Consider the following 17,533-nt stretch of genomic DNA (forward strand, 5'->3'; position numbering starts at 1 on the left):
TTGAACGCCAGCGGACGGGTCCCGCGAAGCGGCCGCAAGTGCCGCGCGGGGGCGCTCCGGGAGGAAGCCATGATCAGACACGAAGTCCATTTCGGCCGGGTCGTGCCGTGCTTCATCGACCGCCCGCCCAGCGTCGATGCCCTGTTCCGGTCCTGGGCGGCGCGCACGCCGGATGCCCTCGCCGTGGTGGATGGCGGGCGGCGCGTCACCTATGGCGCGCTGGACGCGGCGGTGGAGCGGCTGGCGGACGGGCTCTTCGCCCATGGGGTGCGCAAGGGCGCGCGCGTCGCCACGCTGGTGGGCAACCATCTGGCGGTGGTGGAGCTGTCGCTGGCCTGCGCGCGCATCGGCGCCATCCATGTCACCCTCGACATCCGCCAGCGGCGGCCGGAGATCGCCTATATCCTCGCCCAGAGCGGGGCCATGCTGCTGGTCCACGACGCCGCCTGCGCCGCCGAGCTGCCGGAGGCCGCCGAGGTGCCCGAGCTGCGCTACCGCTTCGTCGCCGGCGGCGTTGCGGCGGGCTCCGTGCCCTACGAGGAACTGTTCACGCCGCTGGCGCCCGACCGCGCCGCGCAAGTCCTGGCAGCCGAGGTCTTTGAAGAAGATCCCTTCTGCATCCTCTACACCTCCGGCACCACCGGAAAGCCGAAGGGCGCGGTGCTGACCCATCTGGGCGTCATCCATTCCTGCCTGCATTACCGTTACGCGCTGGGGCTGGAGCCCGGCGACCGCACCGTGCTCGCAGTGCCGAACGCCCACATGACCGGGCTGGTGGGCGTCATCCACGGCACGCTGGCGGCGGGGGCGTGCCTCATCCTCATGGGCCAGTTCAAGGCCCGGCTGTTCCTGGAGCTGGCGGCGCGGGAGAAGCTGACCGCCGCGCTCATGGTGCCGGCCATGTACAACCTCTGCCTGCTCGATCCGCAGTTCGAGCAGTTGGACCTGTCCAGCTGGCGCATCGCGGCCTTCGGCGGCGCCCCCATGCCGGAGGCTAGCGCCCGCCGGCTGAAGGAGAAGAGCCCGAAGCTCACCTTGTTCAACGTCTATGGCGCCACCGAGACCAGTTCGCCCGTCGCCATCCTGCCCCGCGATGCCCCGCCCGAGCGGCTCGACAGCGTCGGCCGGCTGATGCCCTGCATCGACCTCAAGGTCATGGACGAGGACGGCCGCGAGGTGCCCCCCGGCACTCCGGGCGAATTGTGGATCGCCGGCGCCTCCATCGTGCCCGGCTACTGGCGCAATCCCGAGGCCGACGCCACCGCCTTCGTCGGCGGCTACTGGCGCTCGGGCGATGTGGGTTCCATGGACGCCGAGGGCTACCTCAAGGTGTTCGACCGCAAGAAGGACATGATCAACCGCGCCGGCTACAAGGTCTATTCGGCCGAGGTGGAGAGCGTGCTGGTGTTCCACCCGGACGTGAGCGAAGCCGCCGTGGTGGGCTATCCCGATCCGGTGCTGGGCGAGCGGGTGGAGGCCTTCGTGGTGGCCGGTGCCGACCTCAGCGTGGACGAACTGCGCCGCTTCTGCGCCGCGCGGCTCTCCGACTACAAGGTGCCGGACCGCGTCACCATCCTGCCGGACGGCCTGCCGCGCAATCCCAACGGCAAGGTGATGAAGAGCGTGCTGCGCGAACGCGCGGCGGGCTGACCGGCGCCTCGACAGGATTTGCCAGTCAGCCTATGTCAGGATGTGGCCCCGATGGCCGCCAATGCGGGACGAGAGCGAGGACAGATGGCGCAGACCAAGGAGGCGCGCGAGGCCGGGACGGCGGAACCGTCTTCCGTGTTCGCGCCCATCACGCCCGCACCGGCCTACAAGCTGGTGGCGGATGCCATCGAGCGGCAGATCGTCTCCGGCCGGGTGCGGGCCGGCGATGCCCTGGGCACCGAAGCGGAGCTGGTGCGCCAGTTCGGCGTCAACCGCTCCACCGTGCGCGAGGGCATCCGGCTTTTGGAGCAGAGCGGCCTGATCCGGCGCGATTCCAGCCGCCGGCTGTTTGCCGCCGTGCCCCATTACGACCGGTTCGCGGGCGGTATCAGCCGCGCCTTCGTGCTCAACGAGATCACCTTCCGCGAGCTGTGGGAATCCACCCTGGCCATCGAGACCGCGGTGGCGGAGCTGGCGGCGGAGCGCATCACGGACGAAATTCTCGCCGAGCTGGAAGACAACATGAAGAAATCGGAGAAGGCGCTGAAGAAGCCCTCCGAACTGGCGCTGCTCGACATCGAGTTCCACGACATCCTCGCCCGCGCCTCCGGCAACCGCGTGCTGCAGTTCGCCCGCGAGCCGGAGAACAAGCTGTTCTTCCCCACCACCGAGATGCTGTTCCGGCGCAACGCCCGCGCCGCCGAGCGGAACAAAGAGGCCCACGCCGCCATCATCGCGGCCCTGCGCGCCCGCGACAAGGCGCAGGCGGTGCTCTGGATGCGGCGGCACATCAACGACTGGAAGCGCGGCTTCGAGCTGATCGGCAAGTCCATCGACCAGGCCATCGACCGCACCTACGCCGAAGACTGAGACCTGCCACGCCCCGATGCGGGCCGCTGCATTGCCTTGACCATAAAGTTACTCATGAGTAACATCCATTCCGACAGGTCGGATGGCATCCTCGCATGCTGCATTCACCCTCCCAGCCGGACCTTAGCGATGGCGCCGCCGAAACCCACCGATACCGCGCTGGCGGACCCCTCGCCCTGGCGCTCTCCCGCCCAGCGCGGGCGCGACCGGGCGCTGAAGCGCGAGGCGGTGCTGAAGGCGGCGGCACGGCTGTTCAACGAGAAGGGGTTCCACGCCACCTCGCTGGACGACGTGGCGCGGCAACTGAACGTCACCAAGCCGACCCTCTACCATTACTTCCGCAGCAAGGACGATGTGCTGTTCGAATGCTGCCGCATGGGGCTGGAGATGATCGAGGCGGCGGCGGCGCCGGGTCCCGGCTCGAGCGCCAGCGGGCTCGAACGGCTGCGGGCGCTGATGGAGCAATATGCGCAGGCCATGACCATGGATTTCGGCATGAGCATCACCCGCACCCCGGACACCGCCCTGTCGCCCGAGAACCGCGCCGAGCTGCGGCGCCTGAAATCGCAGATCGACCGGGCCCTGCGCGGCGTGATCCAAAGCGGCATCGAGGATGGTTCCATCGCCCCCTGCGATGTGCGCACCGCCGCCTTCGCCATCGCCGGGGCGCTGAACGCCATCGCCCACTGGTACCGGCCCGGCGGCCCCCTCGCGCCGGCCGAGATCGCCCGGCAGACCGCCGATTTTCTCATCCAGGGGCTCGCGCCGCGCGCCCCCAAACGACGCCAGCCCCGGCGCTGAGCCTCGCCCCACAACGGAGGACACCCCATGGCCCTGCCTGCCGCGTTCCGCGATCTTGCCATCCCGGCCATCGCCTCGCCCATGTTCCTCGCCTCCGGCCCCGACCTGGTGGTGGAGGTGTGCCGCAGCGGCCTGGTGGGCACCTTCCCGGCCCTCAATGCGCGCACCGGCGAAGCCTATGCGGCCTGGCTCGGCGAGATCGAGGATCGGCTTGCCGCAGCGGCGCAGGCCGGCCCGCGCCCGGCGCCCTATGGGGTCAACCTCATCGTCCACAAGTCCAACCCGCGCCTTGCCGCCGACATCGAGCTGACGGTGAAGCACAAGGTGCCCCTCGTCATCACCTCCCTCGGCGCGGTGCCCGAGGTGGTGGATGCGGTGCACAGCTATGGCGGCGCCATCTTCCACGACGTGGTCAACATGCGCCACGCCCGCAAGGCGGCGGAAGCCGGCGTGGACGGCATCATCGCCGTGTGCGCGGGGGCCGGCGGACATGCGGGCACCCTGAGCCCGTTCGCCCTCATTCCCGAGATCGCCAGCTTCTTCACCGGCACCATCATCTTGTCCGGGGCCATGAGCACCGGCCGCCACATTGCCGCCGCCCGCATGCTCGGCGCCGACATGGCGTATCTCGGCACCCGCTTCCTCGCCACGCGGGAGTGCATGGTGCCCGATGCGCAGAAGGAGATGGTGGTCGGGGCCAGCGCCGACGACATCGTCTATACCCCGAAGGTCAGCGGCGTACCGGCGAATTTCCTGCGCCAGAGCCTTGCCGCCGCCGGCATCGACCTCGACCAGCCGAAGCATGAGGGCGGGCTGGACATGGCCAGCGAGGCCAAGGCCTGGAAGACCGTGTGGTCGGCCGGACAGGGCGTCGGCTCGGTGCGCGAGGTGCTGCCCGCCGCCGAGCTGTGCCGCCAGTTGATCGCGGAGTACCACGCTGCCCGCCGCGAGGTGGCGCAGGAGGAAGCCGCCGCCCTCACCCCCGCCGCCTGACGCGAAACGCCCGGGCCAGCCGCACCGCCGGCCCGGTTCATCATCCGACGTGTTGACAAGGCCGGGGCCGGCTGGAATAGTTTGTCGGACAAACCGATAAACCACTCAACGATGGACAGCCTCCGGCGCAGTCACCCTGCCGGCGCGTGTGACCATCGGCACAACCAAATTCAGGGGAAACGCATGGCACAGGTGGTGGTGGGCGGGGTGGGCATGACGTGCTTCGTGAAGCCGAGCGAAAGCCCGAGCTACGTGGCGCTGGCCGGCGAGGCGGTGCGCAGCGCGCTGGCGGATGCAGGCATCGACTATGCCAAGGTCCAGCAAGCCTATGTGGGCTATGTCTACGGCGATTCCACCAGCGGCCAGAAGGCGCTCTACGGCGTGGGCCTCACCGGCATCCCGGTGGTGAACGTGAACAACAATTGCGCCACCGGCTCCACCGCCCTGTGGCTGGCCCGCAATGCGGTGCTGTCGGGACAGGCCGAGTGCGTGCTGGCGCTGGGCTTCGAGCAGATGCAGCCGGGCGCCCTGGTGGAGCACTGGAAGGACCGGCCGGGTCCGCTGGAAGACTTCATCAAGGTCACCACCGATGTGGCCTATGACGGCGACGTGCCCATGGCGCCGAAGATGTTCGGCGGCGCCGGCATCGCCCATCAGAACAAGTACGGCACCAAGGACACCACCTTCGCCGCCATCCGCGCCAAGGCGAGCCGCCATGCGGTCCACAATGCCCGCGCCATCTTCCGCAAGGAGGTGAGCGTGGAGGAGGTGATGGCCTCACCTCCGGTGACGCGCCTGCTCACCCGCCTGCAATGCTGCCCGCCCACCTGCGGCGCGGCCGCCGCCATCCTGTGCACGCCGGAGTTCGCGCGGCGCCACGGCATCGACGCCACCGTGACCATCGCCGCCCAGGCCATGACCACGGATTTTCCCTCCAGCTTCGAGCCGGACCTGATGCGGGTGGTCGGCTACGACATGACCGCCGCGGCGGCGGCCTCGGTCTGGGCGCAGGCGGGCCTCGGCCCCGACGAGGTGGACGTGGCCGAGCTGCACGACTGCTTCACCGCCAACGAGCTGATCACCTATGAGGGCCTCGGCTTCTGCCCCGAGGGCGGGGCGGAGAAGTTCATCCTCGACGGCGACAACACCTATGGCGGCAAGGTGGTCACCAATCCCTCGGGCGGGCTGCTCTCCAAGGGCCATCCGCTGGGGGCCACCGGGCTTGCCCAGTGCTTCGAGCTGACCGGCCAGCTGCGCGGCACCATGGAGGCGCGGCAGGTGGAGGGGGCGCGGGTGGCGCTCCAGCACAATCTCGGCCTCGGCGGCGCCTGCGTGGTCACGCTCTACACGGCGGACCGGGGCGCACGATGATCGACCGCAGCTTCATCGGCCACGTGTTCGATCCGTTCACGGTGGAGGTGGAGAAGGGGCGCATCCGCTTCTTCGCCCGCACCATCGGCGAGACCAATCCCGTCTTCACCGACGAAGAGGCGGCCCACGCGGCGGGCTATGCCTCCCTGCCCCTCCCGCCGACGCAGCTCTTCTGCCTGGAGATGGACGGGCCGGACCCGTTCCTGTTCTTCAACCGCCTCGGCCTGGACTTCGCGCGGCTGCTGCACGGCGAGCAGTCCTTCGCCTATAAGCGGGTGGTGTGCGCCGGCGAGCGGCTGACCTTCACCCAGAAGGTAGCCGACATCTACGACAAGAAGAACGGCGCTCTGGAATTCGTGCTGCGCGAGACCGCCGTGGACGATGAGGCCGGCCGGCGCGTCGCCGATCTGAAATCCACCCTCGTGATCCGCAACAGCTAGGGGCTCGCAACCATGACGCACGCCCCTGCCCTCGCGGTCGGCGACATCTTCGCCACGCTGGAGCTTGCCCCCGTCACCCGCACCCAGCTGGCGCTCTATGCCGGCGCGTCGGGGGACCACAACCCGATCCATATCGACATGGATTTCGCCCACGCCGCCGGGGAAAAGGACGTGTTCGCCCAGGGCATGTTCGTGATGGCCTCCCTCAGCCGCCTGCTGACGGCCAATGTGCCGCTCACCGCCCTGCGCTCCTTCGGAACGCGGTTCCTGGCCATGACCCACCTCGGCGACCGCCTCACCCTCACCGCGACCGTGGCGGAGCTGTTCGAGGCGGAGGGGGAGCAACGCATGCGCCTCGACCTCGCCGTCCGCGACCAGAACGGCGAACAGAAACTTGCGGGCGCGGCAATCCTCGCGCTCACGTCCCAGAACAGCTGAAGGTCGCAGTCATGAAGAAGCTTTCGGGCAAGGTCGCCTATGTGACCGGGGCCGGCCGCGGCATCGGCCGCGCCATCGCCCTGAAACTGGCGGGCGAAGGGGCGCGCCTCGTCCTCAACGATCTGGATGCCGAGCCGATGGAGGCCGTCCGCGCCGAGATCCTGGCGCTGGGCGGCGAGGCCATCACCGTGCCCGGATCGGTGACCGCCGAGGGCTTCGCCCAGAGCTTCATCGATCGCGGCATCGCGGCGTTCGACGGCGTGGACATCATCGTCAACAATGCCGGCTACACGTGGGACAGCCTGATCGGCAAGATGAGCGACGCGCAGTTCGACGCCATCCTCGACGTGCACCTGAAGGCGCCGTTCCAGATCCTGCGGGCCGCCGCCGAGCCGATCCGCATCCGCGCGGCGCAGGAGGCCGCCGAGGGGCGCGAGGTGTTCCGCAAGGTGGTGAACATCTCCTCCATCGCCGGCACCGGCGGCAACATGGGCCAGGCCAATTATGCCTCCGCCAAGGCCGGAATCATCGGCCTCACCAAGACGCTGTCGAAGGAGTGGGGGCGCTTCAAGGTGAATGTGAACTGCGTCGCCTTCGGCCTCATCGAGACCCGGATGACGGCCGCCTCCGAGACCAAGGCGTCCATTACTGTGGAGGGCAACGCGGTTTCCATCGGCCTGCCGCCCAAGGTGCTGGACGGCTTCCGCAGCCTTATCCCGCTGGGCCGCGCCGGCACGCCGGAGGAGGCAGCCGACGGCGTCTATCTCTTCTGCGCGCCGGAATCCAACTATGTCAGCGGGCAGGTGCTGGTGGTCGGCGGCGGCATCTCTTTCTAGTACCATCGGCCTCGGTCTTCGACCGATGCCAAGTGGGTACGCTCCATAACTCGGGTATTCCCGAGTTATGGCTTTTTAAGACCGGTTCCGGCAATGGCCGGAGCCGGGTGCCGCGCGGGCTTGACCAATGCCCCATGAGCAAAGCTCACGGGCATTGGCGCGCCGCACACCACCGCACCTGCGGGAAGTTGGCCCCAACCTTGCGTGTTCTCCTTCACCAGCGTTCCGCGCGGATGAAGAGGTCAGCAATGTCGGACGAAGCCCTGCAGTCGGTGGTCGTGGCCAGGAAGACGGTCGAGGCCGAAAACATGGTCTCCTTCGAACTCGTCCCCGCCGAGGGCGGCGAATTGGCGCCCTTCACGGCGGGCGCGCATGTGGATGTGACCATTCCCGGCGGCCTCATGCGCCAGTATTCCCTGTGCAACAGCGCCAGCGAGCGGCACCGCTACGTGATCGGCGTGTGGCAGGATGCCAACAGCCGCGGCGGCTCCAAGGCCTTGTTCCAGCAGGTGAACGAGGGTGACCGCCTGCAGGTGGGCGAGCCGCGCAACCGCTTCGAGGTGCCGCGCGACGTGAAGCGCGCCCTGCTGTTCGCCCGCGGCATCGGCGCCACGCCGGTGCTCTCCATCGCCGATCACCTGAAGGCGAAGAACATCCCGTTCGAGTTCCACTATCTGTTCGCCGGCGGCTCGCCGGGCTCGTTCCGCGCCACCATCGAGGCCTCGGCCTTCGCCGAGAACACCACCTTCTATTTCGAGGCCGCCGAGCCGCGCCTCAACCCGGCGGCCCTGCTCGCCGACCGGCCGGACGACACCCACCTGTTCCTGTGCGGCGTGGACTGGTGGCTCGACCCGGTCATCGCCAACGCCCAGCAGAAGGGCTACGGCGTGAACCGCATCCATGTGGAGCGCTTCACCGCCAAGGCGCCCCCGCCGCTGCTGGACAAGGTGTTCGAGGTGAAGATCGCCAGCTCCGGCAAGGTCATCAAGATCCCCGGCGACCGCTCCGTCACCGCGGCGCTGGAGGAAGCCGGCGTGAAGGTGCCCACCTCCTGCGAGCAAGGCGCCTGCGGCACCTGCAAGGTGAAGGTGCTGGAAGGCGAGATCGACCATCGCGACAAGCGCCTGAAGCCCGATGAGAAGGAAAAGGGCTATTTCCTGGCCTGCGTGTCGCGTGCCAAAGGCGACCTGCTGGTGTTGGATTTGTGACAATTCCACTTCGGGCGGCTTCGCGTTTCATGGACCCGCGAAGCCGCTCTCGAAGTCGAGTTCGTGCCGAGTTCGTGCGTTGTCTTCAAGCCAGACGGTATCCATTTCGCTTGAAGATGCTCCAGGCCCCGTTGCGGTCACAGCGCAAGGAATGAACCCCATGGTTTCCGAAGAAGACGTCTGGCGGACCGCCTTCATCATCGCCGACCAATACGGCCCCGAAGGCGTGGACTTCGCCGCGCGCATGGCCCAGAGCTTCGAGATCGGCGGCAAGATGGAGGAGCACCGCGCGTGGGCCTCCATCACGGCCAAGGTGGCGACGCTCACGGCCGAAGATACCAGCTTCGCGCGCCCCAACTGACGGCGCCCGCACCGTCAGTCGCCCTCCGGCACCCTGCGGCTCTGGCGCGCAGGGCGTTCCGGCATGGGCGAAGGTCCAGCAGCGGGGCGGAAAATCCCCTGTGATTTGCGCGCATGCGGCCCCTTGAAATTGCCGGGTCGTGCGCGTAGGTTCCGCGCTCTCTGCCGGTGCCCCAGGCATCGTCGGCATGCAGGTGTAGCTCAGTTGGTTAGAGCGCCGGTCTGTGGAACCGGAGGTCGGTGGTTCGAGCCCACCCACCTGTACCACATCAAACCCTTCCAAAATCAGCGGAATTTGCTCAAGCACGGCGGCTTTTGCCGGGCCTCTGGAGCGCACGAGGCACCACCCGATTGAAGGTCGAGCCGCGCGGTCTTTCGCGGCCGGCGCCGAGACAGGCCGTTCTGAGCCTCATTTTCCCTGACAAGCGGAACGGAATGCGCCCACCAAGCCACCTCCCGCACCCGGTTGAAGATCAGGCTTGACGCCTTGGGCGCAGCTCGCCGCATCGTTGGACCAATGGGCATTGTTCGTGGCCCTTCTGGCGGTGATGATGGTCGTGGTAGCCGGGTTGGTGCCATGGGCGCGTTCGCGCGTGTGAGGCCAACCGTCCTCACGGGGAGCAAGACATGCGGGCGACCAGATTCCATATGGTGGTGATCTTCCTGCTCTTTGCAGTCACCGTGGTGAACTACATCGACCGGGCCGCCATCTCCTATGCCATCCCCTTGATGGAACAGGAGCTTGGACTCTCGAAGGGCGATGCGGGGATCATCCTCGGCGCCTTCGGCCTCGGCTACGCGGTGACGACCCTGCTCGGCGGCTTCGCGGTGGATCGCTACGGCGCGCGGCTGGTGCTCACCGCCGCGGCGCTGTTGTGGAGCTTCTCCATCGGCCTGACCGGGGCCGCCACGGGCTTCCTCACCCTGTATCTGGCGCGCACCCTGCTCGGCGTATCGGAAGGGCCCAACTTCCCGGCGCTCGCGGGCGCCGTAAGCCGCTGGCTGCCGCCCCAGGAACAGGCCACCGCGCTCGGCTATGCGCTGGTTTCGGTGCCGCTGGCGCTCGCCATCGGCGGCCCCATCGTCACCCAGCTCCTGTCGGTGCTGGACTGGCGCTGGACCTTCGGCGTGCTGTTCGTCGTCTCCATTGCGTGGGTGCCGCTCTGGTTTGTCCTGTTCCGCGACGATCCCGCCCAATCACGCCATGTGAATGCGGCGGAGCTGGACCATATCCGGGCCGGGCGGGTGGAGGCCGAGCAACACGCGGCGCGTGAATGGCCCGCGGCTGCGGAAATCCGTGCGCTGTTCACCAACCGCACGCTGCTGGTGAACTATTGGGCCTTCTTCGTCTTCGGCTATTTCCTGTTCTTCTTCATGACCTGGCTGCCCAGCTACCTGCATCAGGCCTATGGGCTCAACCTGGCGCAGGTGGGTGTCTTCACCGTCCTGCCCTGGCTTGCGGCCGCCGCCGCGCTGTGGACGCTCGGGCGGTGGTCGGACCATCTGCTGAAGGTCACGGGCCGGCTGCGGGTGGCGCGCTCCTATCTCATCGCCGGCACGCAGTTCGTCGCGGCGCTGGCGGTGGTGCCGGTGGCCCTGAGCGACAATCTCGCCGTGGCCATTGCCGGCATCACGGTGGCGGTGGCGGCCTCCATGGGCGCCAACGCGGCCTATTATGCGGTGAACGTGGATGTGGCGCCCAAGCGCGCGGCCACGGCGCTGGGGATCATGGATTTCGGCTTCGCCCTGTCCGGCTTCGCGGCACCGGTGATCACCGGATGGGTGCTCGGGCTGCGCGGATCGTTCGCCGACGGCTTCCTGCTGATGACGGGGCTGGCCCTGTCCTCCGTGGTGCTGGTGCTCGCCTTCCACCACCCCGACGCCGATCGCAAGCAGGCCTGACATCGACGGCGAGCCCCGCGCCCGTGGATATCGGGCGGCCGGCGGAATTCGACCTGGATCTTCAGGCCAAGGTTTCGTCGAGCCAGTTGAACACGCGAAGATCCCTCAATCCGTACCCCTTCGGCTCGCAGTGCAGGTCCGCACCATCGGATGCCGAGAAGGGGACCAAGGTCTTCGGACACGTCAGGAGATCGTAGAGCCGGCGCGACTGCCCCGGCCAGAATGCTTCATTGGCCGGTGCGGTGATCAGCATCGGGCATTCGATCCTGTCGATCACGTCCGTGAGGTCGTAGTCCATGGTCGCCCTGAAGGCATCGAAATAGGAGGTCACGCCATAGGGCCTCATGCGGAACACCAGTGCGTTCCGGGTGGCCGGATCCAGCGTCTTGGCCAAGAAGGCGTCGAATTCCTGCTTTCGGCCGGCCTTCAGCAGCTGGATCATCGGCGGCGGCAGGGCTGCGGTCCACGAGGTCGACACGTCGATGACGCCGGGGTCGGCAATGGCGGCGGCGATCCGCTTCTCGAACGCAACAGCGCGGGGAACCCAGTATCCACCCTGGCTGATGCCCTGAATGGCGATCCGCTTCGGATCCACGCCGTCGCGGCCGAGGGCGAAGTCGACGACGGGCGTGATCACCTTCTCCCAGTCCGGCCGGAAATAAAGGCCCTGCTTCCACAAGGCGTAGCCTTGCCCCGGCCCGTCGAAGGTGAGGCAGTCATAGCCGCGGACCCCGGCTCCCGCCGCGCCCATCATCCACATGTCGAGGGCCGAGCCGTCGCTGCCGTTGCACAGGATCAGCAGGGGACGCTTCTCCTTGGTGCTTCTGCCGCGAAAATAGAAGCCCCGCAGCGCGGTGCCCTCATATGGGATGCTGACCTGCTCGATGGGCGGGTCGAACAGGGCGATGGATTTCAGCCAGCAGTCGTCCATCAGCTGCCAGGCAGCTGCAACCCGCGCTGGATCCCCGGTACCGTCTGAGAAGTAGATGGCACTGTCATAGAAATTCTGCGCCCAGAGATAGGCCTGGCGCGCGCTTTCGGCGTGACCTTTGCCCGCCGAGTCCTCGGCCATGGCGCGGGCTTCATGTCCCGCCGCGATCAGGGCCTGATAAGCGCTCTCGAAGTTGCCGTCCTCGATCTGCCGGATGACATGGAGGACCTTGCCGACATTTCCGCCCTGGTGATAGGCGCGCCCGAGGCTCGTCATGAGCACGAACTCGAAGGCCGAGTTCTTGAAGAAATAGGTCGCCTGATTGGCCGCCGAGGGGGTTGTGGCAAGGCTCGTCGCCTGCTGGGCGGCGCCCGGGGTTTGGGCGCCGGCCGGCCTGCCAGTCATCCCCGTCCCGAGCCCGGCAGCGAGCATGCCGAGGCTGAACTGCTTCCTGGTTAATTCCAAGGGTCAACTCCTTGGCGTTTCTTTGTTGAGTTCAGTGCGCGTGGCCCAGATAGGCCGCACGCACCGCCGGGTCGTTCTTCAGCATGGCGGCCGGGCCGTGGGCGGCGAGGCGACCGTTCTCCATCACATAGCCGAAGTCGGCCACCTCCAGCGCGGCGGCGGCGAACTGCTCCACCAGCAGCATGGTGGTCTTCTGCTCCTTCAGCCGGGCGATGGTGGCGAACACCTCCGCCACCAGGCGCGGGGCAAGGCCCATGGAGGGCTCGTCCAAGAGCAGCACGCGCGGGTTCAGCATCAGCGCGCGGGCCATGGCCAGCATCTGCTGCTCGCCGCCGGAGAGGGTGCCGGCGAGCTGGGTGCGCCGCTCGGCGAGGCGCGGGAACAGGGCGAACATGCGGTCGAGATCGGCCTCCACGTCGCCGCGCGGCCGCGCCCCGGTGAGGCGCGGGAAGGCGCCCAGCAGCAAATTGTCGAGCACGCTCTGGGTGGGGAACACCCGCCGGCCCTCGGGCGAATGGGCAAGGCCCTTCTTGGTGATCTTGAACGCCGGCAGGCCGGTAAGGTCCTCACCATCCAGCCGCACCGAGCCGGATTCCGGCACGATCATGCCGGAGACGGCGCGCAGCGTCGTGGTCTTGCCGGCGCCGTTGGAGCCGATGAGGGTGACGAGCTGGCCTTCCTGAACCGTGAGGCTGAGGCCGTGCAGCACCTTCACCTTGCCATAGCCGGCGACGAGATCGGTGACTTCCAGCATGGCGCCCTCCTATTCGGCCGCGACGGCGGCGCCGCCGAGATAGGCCTCGATCACCCGCGGGTCAGCCTGCACCGCCGCCGGCTTGCCCTCCGCGATCTTCTGGCCGAAATCCAGCACCGTGACCGTGTCGCACAGGCCCATGACCACATCCATGTGGTGCTCGATGAGCACCAAAGTGACGCCGGCGTGGCGCACCTTGCGGATGATCTCCACCAGATGCTTGATGTCCGGCGCGGTGAGGCCCGCCGCCGGCTCGTCGAGCAGCAGCAGGTCCGGGTCCAGCGCCAGCGCGCGGGCGATCTCCAAGAGGCGCTGCTTGCCGTAGGGCAGGTTGCGCGCCTCCTCGTTGGCAAGGTCGGCAAGGCCCACGAAGGCGAGCAGGCTCATGGCCCGCTCGCGCGCCGCCTTCTCCTCCCGCCTTATGCGCGGCAGGCCCAGCGCCACCTCGGCGAAGGTGGCGCGATAGGTGTGGTGGAGGCCCACCAGCACGTTCTCGATCAGCGTCAGCTCAGCGAAGAGCTGCACGTTCTGGAAGGTGCGCGCGATGCCCTGCGCCGCGATGTCGGAGGAGGTGCGCCCGGCGATGTCCTGGTCCTTGAAGCGGATGGACCCCGCGGTGGGCACATAGATGCCGGTGAGCACGTTCATCATGGTGCTCTTGCCGGACCCGTTGGGTCCGATGAGGCCATGGATGGTGCCCGGCTTCACCTCGATGCTCACGGTGTCGAGGGCTTTCAGGCCGCCGAACTGCATCACCACCCCGTCCACGTGGAGCAGCACGCCGTCATGGCCGGTGGCGGTGGCGGTGACCGGCTTGGCCGTGGCCTCCGCCTCGATGACCGCATGGGTCTTCACCAGGTTCGGCCAGAGTTGCGCGGCGGCCTTCTTGAGGAAGCCGACGATGCCGTCCGGCAGGTAATAAACCACAAACAGGATCATCACGCCGAAGATGGCGAGCTTGTAGTCGGTGATCTTCTCCAGCAGCAGCGAGAAGGCGAAGAAGGCGAGGCACAAAACCACCGGAATTGCGGTCTGCACCCGGTGCTCCGGATTGCGGATGAAGCTGCGCACGCCCGCCACCACCGCGATGGCGGCAATGGCGCCGGCGATGTAGCGGAACAGCACGATGTCGGAGAGCAGGTTCGGCAGGAAGACGATGATCACCGCCCCGAGTATTGGCCCCAGCCGCGACTTGCGCCCGCCCACGGTGACCGCCAGCAGGAACTGCACCGACAGCTCGAAGCCGAAGTTGTTCGGCGCGATATATTGCTCCGAATAGGCGAACAACGCCCCCGCGAGCCCGGCAAAGCCCGCCGACACCACGAAGGCGATCACCTTGTGCTTGTAGACGCTCACGCCCATGCAGTCGGAGGCGATGGGGCTGTCGCGCAGCGCCTCGAAGGCCCGCCCGAGATGGGAGGCGAGGATGCGGTTGATCACCAGCAGGGTGAGCACCAGAGCCACCGCGGCGATGTAGAAATACTCCACCTCCTTCATGCGCTTGAGCGACATGTCGAACAGCGGGATGGTGTCGCCGAGCCACCTGAGATCCAGGAACAGGGGCGTGGTCAGCTTGATGCCGAGGGGACCGTTGGTGAGGTCCGTCATCTCGTTGATGAGGATCTGCACGATGGTGCCGAAGGCCAATGTCACCATGGCGAGATACGGCCCGGTGACCCGCAGCGCCGGCAGCGCCAGCACGATGCCGAACAGGGCCGTGACGATGATCGCCAGCGGCAGCGCCGGCCAGAAGCCGATGCCGAAATGCATGGCCAGGCACCCGGCCGTATAGGCGCCGATGCCGAACAACGCGGCATGGCCGATGGAGACCTCGCCCGTGTAGCCGAACACCACGTCCAGCCCGAGCAGCAGGATGGCGTAGATGGCGATGGTGATGACGAGATGCAGGTAATAGGGGCTCGTCACCACGAACGGCAGCACCGCCAGCGCGGCGAGACCGAGGATCGGGAACGCGGAAGACAGGATGCGTCGCGCCAGCATGGCCTCACACCTTCTTGATGGTGGCGCGGCCGAACAGGCCCGAGGGTTTCAGCGACAGCACGAGCAGCAGGAGCACGAGGCCCGGCACGTCCTTGTAGCCGGTGGAGATGTAGTAGCCGGTGAGGGTCTCGGTGATGCCGAGGATGAGCCCGCCCACGATCACGCCCATGCCGCTCGACAGGCCGCCGATGATGGCCACCGCGAAGGCCTTCAGCCCCAGCACCGCGCCCATGGTGGCGCCGGTGAGGGTGACCGGGGCGATGAGCACGCCGGCAAACGCCGCCGTCATGGAGGAGAGCGCATAGGAGAAGGTGATGACGCGCCGCGTGTCGATGCCCATCAGGCCGGCGGCGTCGCGGTCGTTGGCGGTGGCCACCACCGCCTTGCCGAAGATGGAGCGGCGGTTGAACACTTCCACCGCCAGCATGATCAGCAACGCGCCCACCACGATGGCGATCTCCATGGGCTGGATGCGCACCCCGAAGATGTTGAGAGAGGCTTCGGGCAAAGGCGAGGGAAAGCGCAGGGCGTCGCGGCCCCAGATGTTCTCCGCCAGATTGCGGAAGATGATGCCGAGGGCGATGGTGGCCATGATCCAGCCGGCCTCGGAATTGGCCTTCACCGCCGGGCGCACGCCGAGCCATTCCACCACCGCCCCCTGGGCGAGGCCGAAGGCGAACACGACGGGCAGCATGAGCAAATAGGCGAGCGGGGTGCCCAGCGCCTGGCCGATAAGGAAGTTCACCGTGGTGAGCCCCACCAGCGCGCCCAGCATCAGGGCTTCGCCCTGGCCGAAATTCAGCGTCTTGGAGGTGGCGAAGGTGAGCTGGTAGCTGAAGGCGATGACGCCGTAGATCATGCCGACGGCGATGCCGCTGACGATGAGCTGCGAGAGGATGTTCATCAAGGGTCTCCGAAGCGCAAGGCCCCGCGCGCCGCGCGGGAGGGCCCCTTCGGGGCGGGAAGGGCCGCCGCCCGGCACGCGGGAGCGCACCGGGCGGCCTTCTTGTGACGCGCGAGCCGTCAGGCCCCGCCGCGGCGGCGACCTGAGCCGGGTCGACCACTCAGCGAAGCATTCAGCTCTTGGGCTTCACCCGCACCGCCTTCTCGCCGGCGATATCTTCCGGATGGGCGATGACGACGCGGCCGCCCTTCACCTGGCCGAACACCGGAATGTTGGGGGTGATGGCCTCGTGGTCGACGGCGCTGAACGGACGGTCGTAGATGGTGACCACGCCTTCCACCTTGGCGTTCAGGTTCTCCAGCGCTTCGCGGATCTTGCGCCCGTCGGTGGAGCCGGCCTGGGTGATGGCGGCGGCGAGCAGGAGCACGGAATCATAGCCCTGAGCGGCCGACACCGGGGACGGCATGCGGTCGATCTTGTAGGCCGCCTGATAGGCCTCGATGAAGGCCTTGCGCTTGGGGGTGTCGGGCAGCTGGATGAAGGTCTGGGGCATCATGGCGCCGTCGCCGTTGGCGCCGGCGGTGTCGATGAAGCTGGCCATGGACAGGGTCCAGGAGCCGATCATGGGCACCTTCCAGCCGAGCTTGGCCATGCCGTTGGCGATCTGCGCCAGCTCGGGACCGATGGCGTAGGTGAGGATCACGTCGGCGCCGGCCTCCTTGGCGCGCAGCAGCTGCGCGGTCATGTCGGTGTCGCCGATGTTGAACTTCTCGGTGGCCACCGGCTTCACGCTGAGGCCGGCCAGCGCCTTTTCGAGGTCGGCCCGGCCGAGCTGGCCGTAATTGGTCGAGTCCGCGAGGATGGCCGGCTTCTTGAAGCCCTGCCGCTTGACCGCCTCGTCGGCGATCATGCCGCTCTGGATCGCGTCATTGGCCGAGGTGCGGAAGATGTAGTTGGACTTGTTGTCCGGCGGCAGGAACTGCTTGGAGATGACCGTGCCGGTGGCCACGTTGTTGATCACCGGAATTTCCGCTTCCTGGTAGAAGCGCTGCGAGGCCAGGGCCACGCCGGTATTGATATAGCCGAGGGTGGCGACCACCCCTTCCTTGTTGATGAGTTCCTGGGCGATCTGCACGCCCACCTCGTTCTTGGCCTCGTCGTCGCGCTCCACCAGCACCAGCTGGCGGCCGAGCACGCCACCGGACTTGTTGATCTCCGTGACCGCGAGCTTCACGCCGTCACGCATGCTCACGCCCATGGAGGACGAACCGCCGGTGAAGGGCCCGCTCAGGCCGATCTTGATGGGTTCCGCTGCCACGGCGACGCCTGCGATGGAGACACCGGCCATGGCGATGCTTGCGGCGACCGCCGCAATCATTCCGCTCACTCGCATGTTTCACTCCCTGATTGCCTGGTTTTACGGCTTTATTGGTTCGATCCGACTTTTCGTCGGTTAGGTCTGAAACGTTTAAGCCAATTGACGCCGATGCACCAGTGCAACCTAAGGCGATTTCCGTAACGGCGCGGCCGGTATCTTCGTCCGGCGCGCCTGCACGCCCAAAAATGCGCGCCCGCCGCCCCCTGCCCGCCCGGCGGTTCTCCGCCGGCG

At 67.5% G+C, this 17,533-nt stretch carries 16 protein-coding genes and 1 tRNA gene; 12 read left to right on the top strand and 5 right to left on the bottom strand.

From position 1 onward, the window contains the following. The first annotated feature begins 69 nt into the window (after positions 1–69). The 12 genes from K9U41_RS03160 (at position 70) to K9U41_RS03215 (ending at position 10,869) form a co-directional block, all read left to right on the top strand. The gene (locus K9U41_RS03160) at positions 70–1,650 is read left to right on the top strand and encodes a class I adenylate-forming enzyme family protein (protein WP_282639410.1); all 1,581 of its coding nucleotides are present in this window, start codon (positions 70–72) and stop codon (positions 1,648–1,650) included. An 84-nt stretch (positions 1,651–1,734) separates the two neighbouring features. Continuing rightward, positions 1,735–2,520 (top strand): FadR/GntR family transcriptional regulator, encoded by a 786-nt coding sequence (locus K9U41_RS03165; protein WP_282639411.1) that lies wholly within the window; start codon positions 1,735–1,737, stop codon positions 2,518–2,520. Positions 2,521–2,649: 129 nt separating this feature from the next. Then, entirely contained in the window at positions 2,650–3,321 is a 672-nt protein-coding gene (locus K9U41_RS03170; protein ID WP_282639412.1) for a TetR/AcrR family transcriptional regulator, read from the top strand. A 27-nt stretch (positions 3,322–3,348) separates the two neighbouring features. Beyond that, complete coding sequence (locus tag K9U41_RS03175) at positions 3,349–4,314, top strand: NAD(P)H-dependent flavin oxidoreductase (RefSeq protein WP_282639413.1); 966 nt, start codon at positions 3,349–3,351, stop codon at positions 4,312–4,314. Between the two features lie 183 nt (positions 4,315–4,497). Further along, positions 4,498–5,685 carry a lipid-transfer protein gene (locus tag K9U41_RS03180; protein WP_282639414.1) on the top strand — a complete coding sequence of 396 codons (1,188 nt, stop codon included), beginning with the start codon at positions 4,498–4,500 and terminating at the stop codon, positions 5,683–5,685. Next, positions 5,682–6,125, top strand: coding sequence for a MaoC family dehydratase N-terminal domain-containing protein (locus K9U41_RS03185; RefSeq protein ID WP_282639415.1), 444 nt, complete (start codon positions 5,682–5,684; stop codon positions 6,123–6,125). Before K9U41_RS03180 ends, K9U41_RS03185 begins: the two co-directional genes overlap by 4 nt. A 12-nt stretch (positions 6,126–6,137) precedes the next feature. After that, the gene (locus K9U41_RS03190; RefSeq protein WP_282639416.1) at positions 6,138–6,563 is read left to right on the top strand and encodes a MaoC/PaaZ C-terminal domain-containing protein; all 426 of its coding nucleotides are present in this window, start codon (positions 6,138–6,140) and stop codon (positions 6,561–6,563) included. 11 nt (positions 6,564–6,574) lie between these two features. Further along, entirely contained in the window at positions 6,575–7,399 is an 825-nt protein-coding gene (locus tag K9U41_RS03195; RefSeq protein ID WP_282639417.1) for an SDR family NAD(P)-dependent oxidoreductase, read from the top strand. A gap of 248 nt (positions 7,400–7,647) precedes the next feature. Further along, a complete protein-coding gene (locus K9U41_RS03200) occupies positions 7,648–8,607 on the top strand; it encodes a PDR/VanB family oxidoreductase (RefSeq protein ID WP_282639418.1) in 960 nt (319 codons plus the stop codon). Positions 8,608–8,767: 160 nt separating this feature from the next. Beyond that, the gene (locus K9U41_RS03205) at positions 8,768–8,968 is read left to right on the top strand and encodes a hypothetical protein (protein ID WP_282639419.1); all 201 of its coding nucleotides are present in this window, start codon (positions 8,768–8,770) and stop codon (positions 8,966–8,968) included. A 189-nt stretch (positions 8,969–9,157) separates the two neighbouring features. Beyond that, positions 9,158–9,234 (top strand) — tRNA-His (locus tag K9U41_RS03210). Between the two features lie 360 nt (positions 9,235–9,594). Further along, entirely contained in the window at positions 9,595–10,869 is a 1,275-nt protein-coding gene (locus tag K9U41_RS03215; RefSeq protein WP_282639420.1) for an MFS transporter, read from the top strand. A 61-nt stretch (positions 10,870–10,930) separates the two neighbouring features. Here the strand turns inward: K9U41_RS03215 and K9U41_RS03220 are convergent, their stop codons facing one another. From K9U41_RS03220 to K9U41_RS03240, 5 genes are all read right to left on the bottom strand, one after another. Beyond that, the gene (locus tag K9U41_RS03220; RefSeq protein WP_282639421.1) at positions 10,931–12,265 is read right to left on the bottom strand and encodes an alpha/beta hydrolase family protein; all 1,335 of its coding nucleotides are present in this window, start codon (positions 12,263–12,265) and stop codon (positions 10,931–10,933) included. Between the two features lie 31 nt (positions 12,266–12,296). Continuing rightward, positions 12,297–13,019: an ABC transporter ATP-binding protein gene (locus tag K9U41_RS03225; protein ID WP_282639422.1), complete on the bottom strand. Its 723-nt coding sequence runs from the start codon at positions 13,017–13,019 to the stop codon at positions 12,297–12,299. A gap of 9 nt (positions 13,020–13,028) precedes the next feature. Further along, positions 13,029–15,020, bottom strand: coding sequence for a branched-chain amino acid ABC transporter ATP-binding protein/permease (locus K9U41_RS03230; RefSeq protein WP_282639423.1), 1,992 nt, complete (start codon positions 15,018–15,020; stop codon positions 13,029–13,031). A 4-nt stretch (positions 15,021–15,024) separates the two neighbouring features. Continuing rightward, entirely contained in the window at positions 15,025–15,924 is a 900-nt protein-coding gene (locus tag K9U41_RS03235) for a branched-chain amino acid ABC transporter permease (protein ID WP_282639424.1), read from the bottom strand. Between the two features lie 172 nt (positions 15,925–16,096). After that, a complete protein-coding gene (locus K9U41_RS03240; protein WP_282639425.1) occupies positions 16,097–17,317 on the bottom strand; it encodes an ABC transporter substrate-binding protein in 1,221 nt (406 codons plus the stop codon). Positions 17,318–17,533: the final 216 nt, after the last annotated feature.

The organism is Xanthobacter autotrophicus (assembly GCF_029991245.1).
GTDB lineage: Bacteria > Pseudomonadota > Alphaproteobacteria > Rhizobiales > Xanthobacteraceae > Xanthobacter > Xanthobacter autotrophicus_C.

Excerpts from the sequence above, each read along its gene's own strand:
- K9U41_RS03160 (WP_282639410.1), top strand. The coding sequence starts at position 70 with ATGATCAGACACGAAGTCCATTTCGGCCGGGTCGTGCCGTGCTTCATC.
- K9U41_RS03230 (WP_282639423.1), bottom strand. The coding sequence starts at position 15,020 with ATGCTGGCGCGACGCATCCTGTCTTCCGCGTTCCCGATCCTCGGTCTC.
- K9U41_RS03225 (WP_282639422.1), bottom strand. The coding sequence starts at position 13,019 with ATGCTGGAAGTCACCGATCTCGTCGCCGGCTATGGCAAGGTGAAGGTG.
- K9U41_RS03240 (WP_282639425.1), bottom strand. The coding sequence starts at position 17,317 with ATGCGAGTGAGCGGAATGATTGCGGCGGTCGCCGCAAGCATCGCCATG.
- K9U41_RS03185 (WP_282639415.1), top strand. The coding sequence starts at position 5,682 with ATGATCGACCGCAGCTTCATCGGCCACGTGTTCGATCCGTTCACGGTG.
- K9U41_RS03170 (WP_282639412.1), top strand. The coding sequence starts at position 2,650 with ATGGCGCCGCCGAAACCCACCGATACCGCGCTGGCGGACCCCTCGCCC.
- K9U41_RS03190 (WP_282639416.1), top strand. The coding sequence starts at position 6,138 with ATGACGCACGCCCCTGCCCTCGCGGTCGGCGACATCTTCGCCACGCTG.
- K9U41_RS03200 (WP_282639418.1), top strand. The coding sequence starts at position 7,648 with ATGTCGGACGAAGCCCTGCAGTCGGTGGTCGTGGCCAGGAAGACGGTC.
- K9U41_RS03195 (WP_282639417.1), top strand. The coding sequence starts at position 6,575 with ATGAAGAAGCTTTCGGGCAAGGTCGCCTATGTGACCGGGGCCGGCCGC.
- K9U41_RS03165 (WP_282639411.1), top strand. The coding sequence starts at position 1,735 with ATGGCGCAGACCAAGGAGGCGCGCGAGGCCGGGACGGCGGAACCGTCT.
- K9U41_RS03180 (WP_282639414.1), top strand. The coding sequence starts at position 4,498 with ATGGCACAGGTGGTGGTGGGCGGGGTGGGCATGACGTGCTTCGTGAAG.
- K9U41_RS03215 (WP_282639420.1), top strand. The coding sequence starts at position 9,595 with ATGCGGGCGACCAGATTCCATATGGTGGTGATCTTCCTGCTCTTTGCA.
- K9U41_RS03235 (WP_282639424.1), bottom strand. The coding sequence starts at position 15,924 with ATGAACATCCTCTCGCAGCTCATCGTCAGCGGCATCGCCGTCGGCATG.
- K9U41_RS03175 (WP_282639413.1), top strand. The coding sequence starts at position 3,349 with ATGGCCCTGCCTGCCGCGTTCCGCGATCTTGCCATCCCGGCCATCGCC.
- K9U41_RS03205 (WP_282639419.1), top strand. The coding sequence starts at position 8,768 with ATGGTTTCCGAAGAAGACGTCTGGCGGACCGCCTTCATCATCGCCGAC.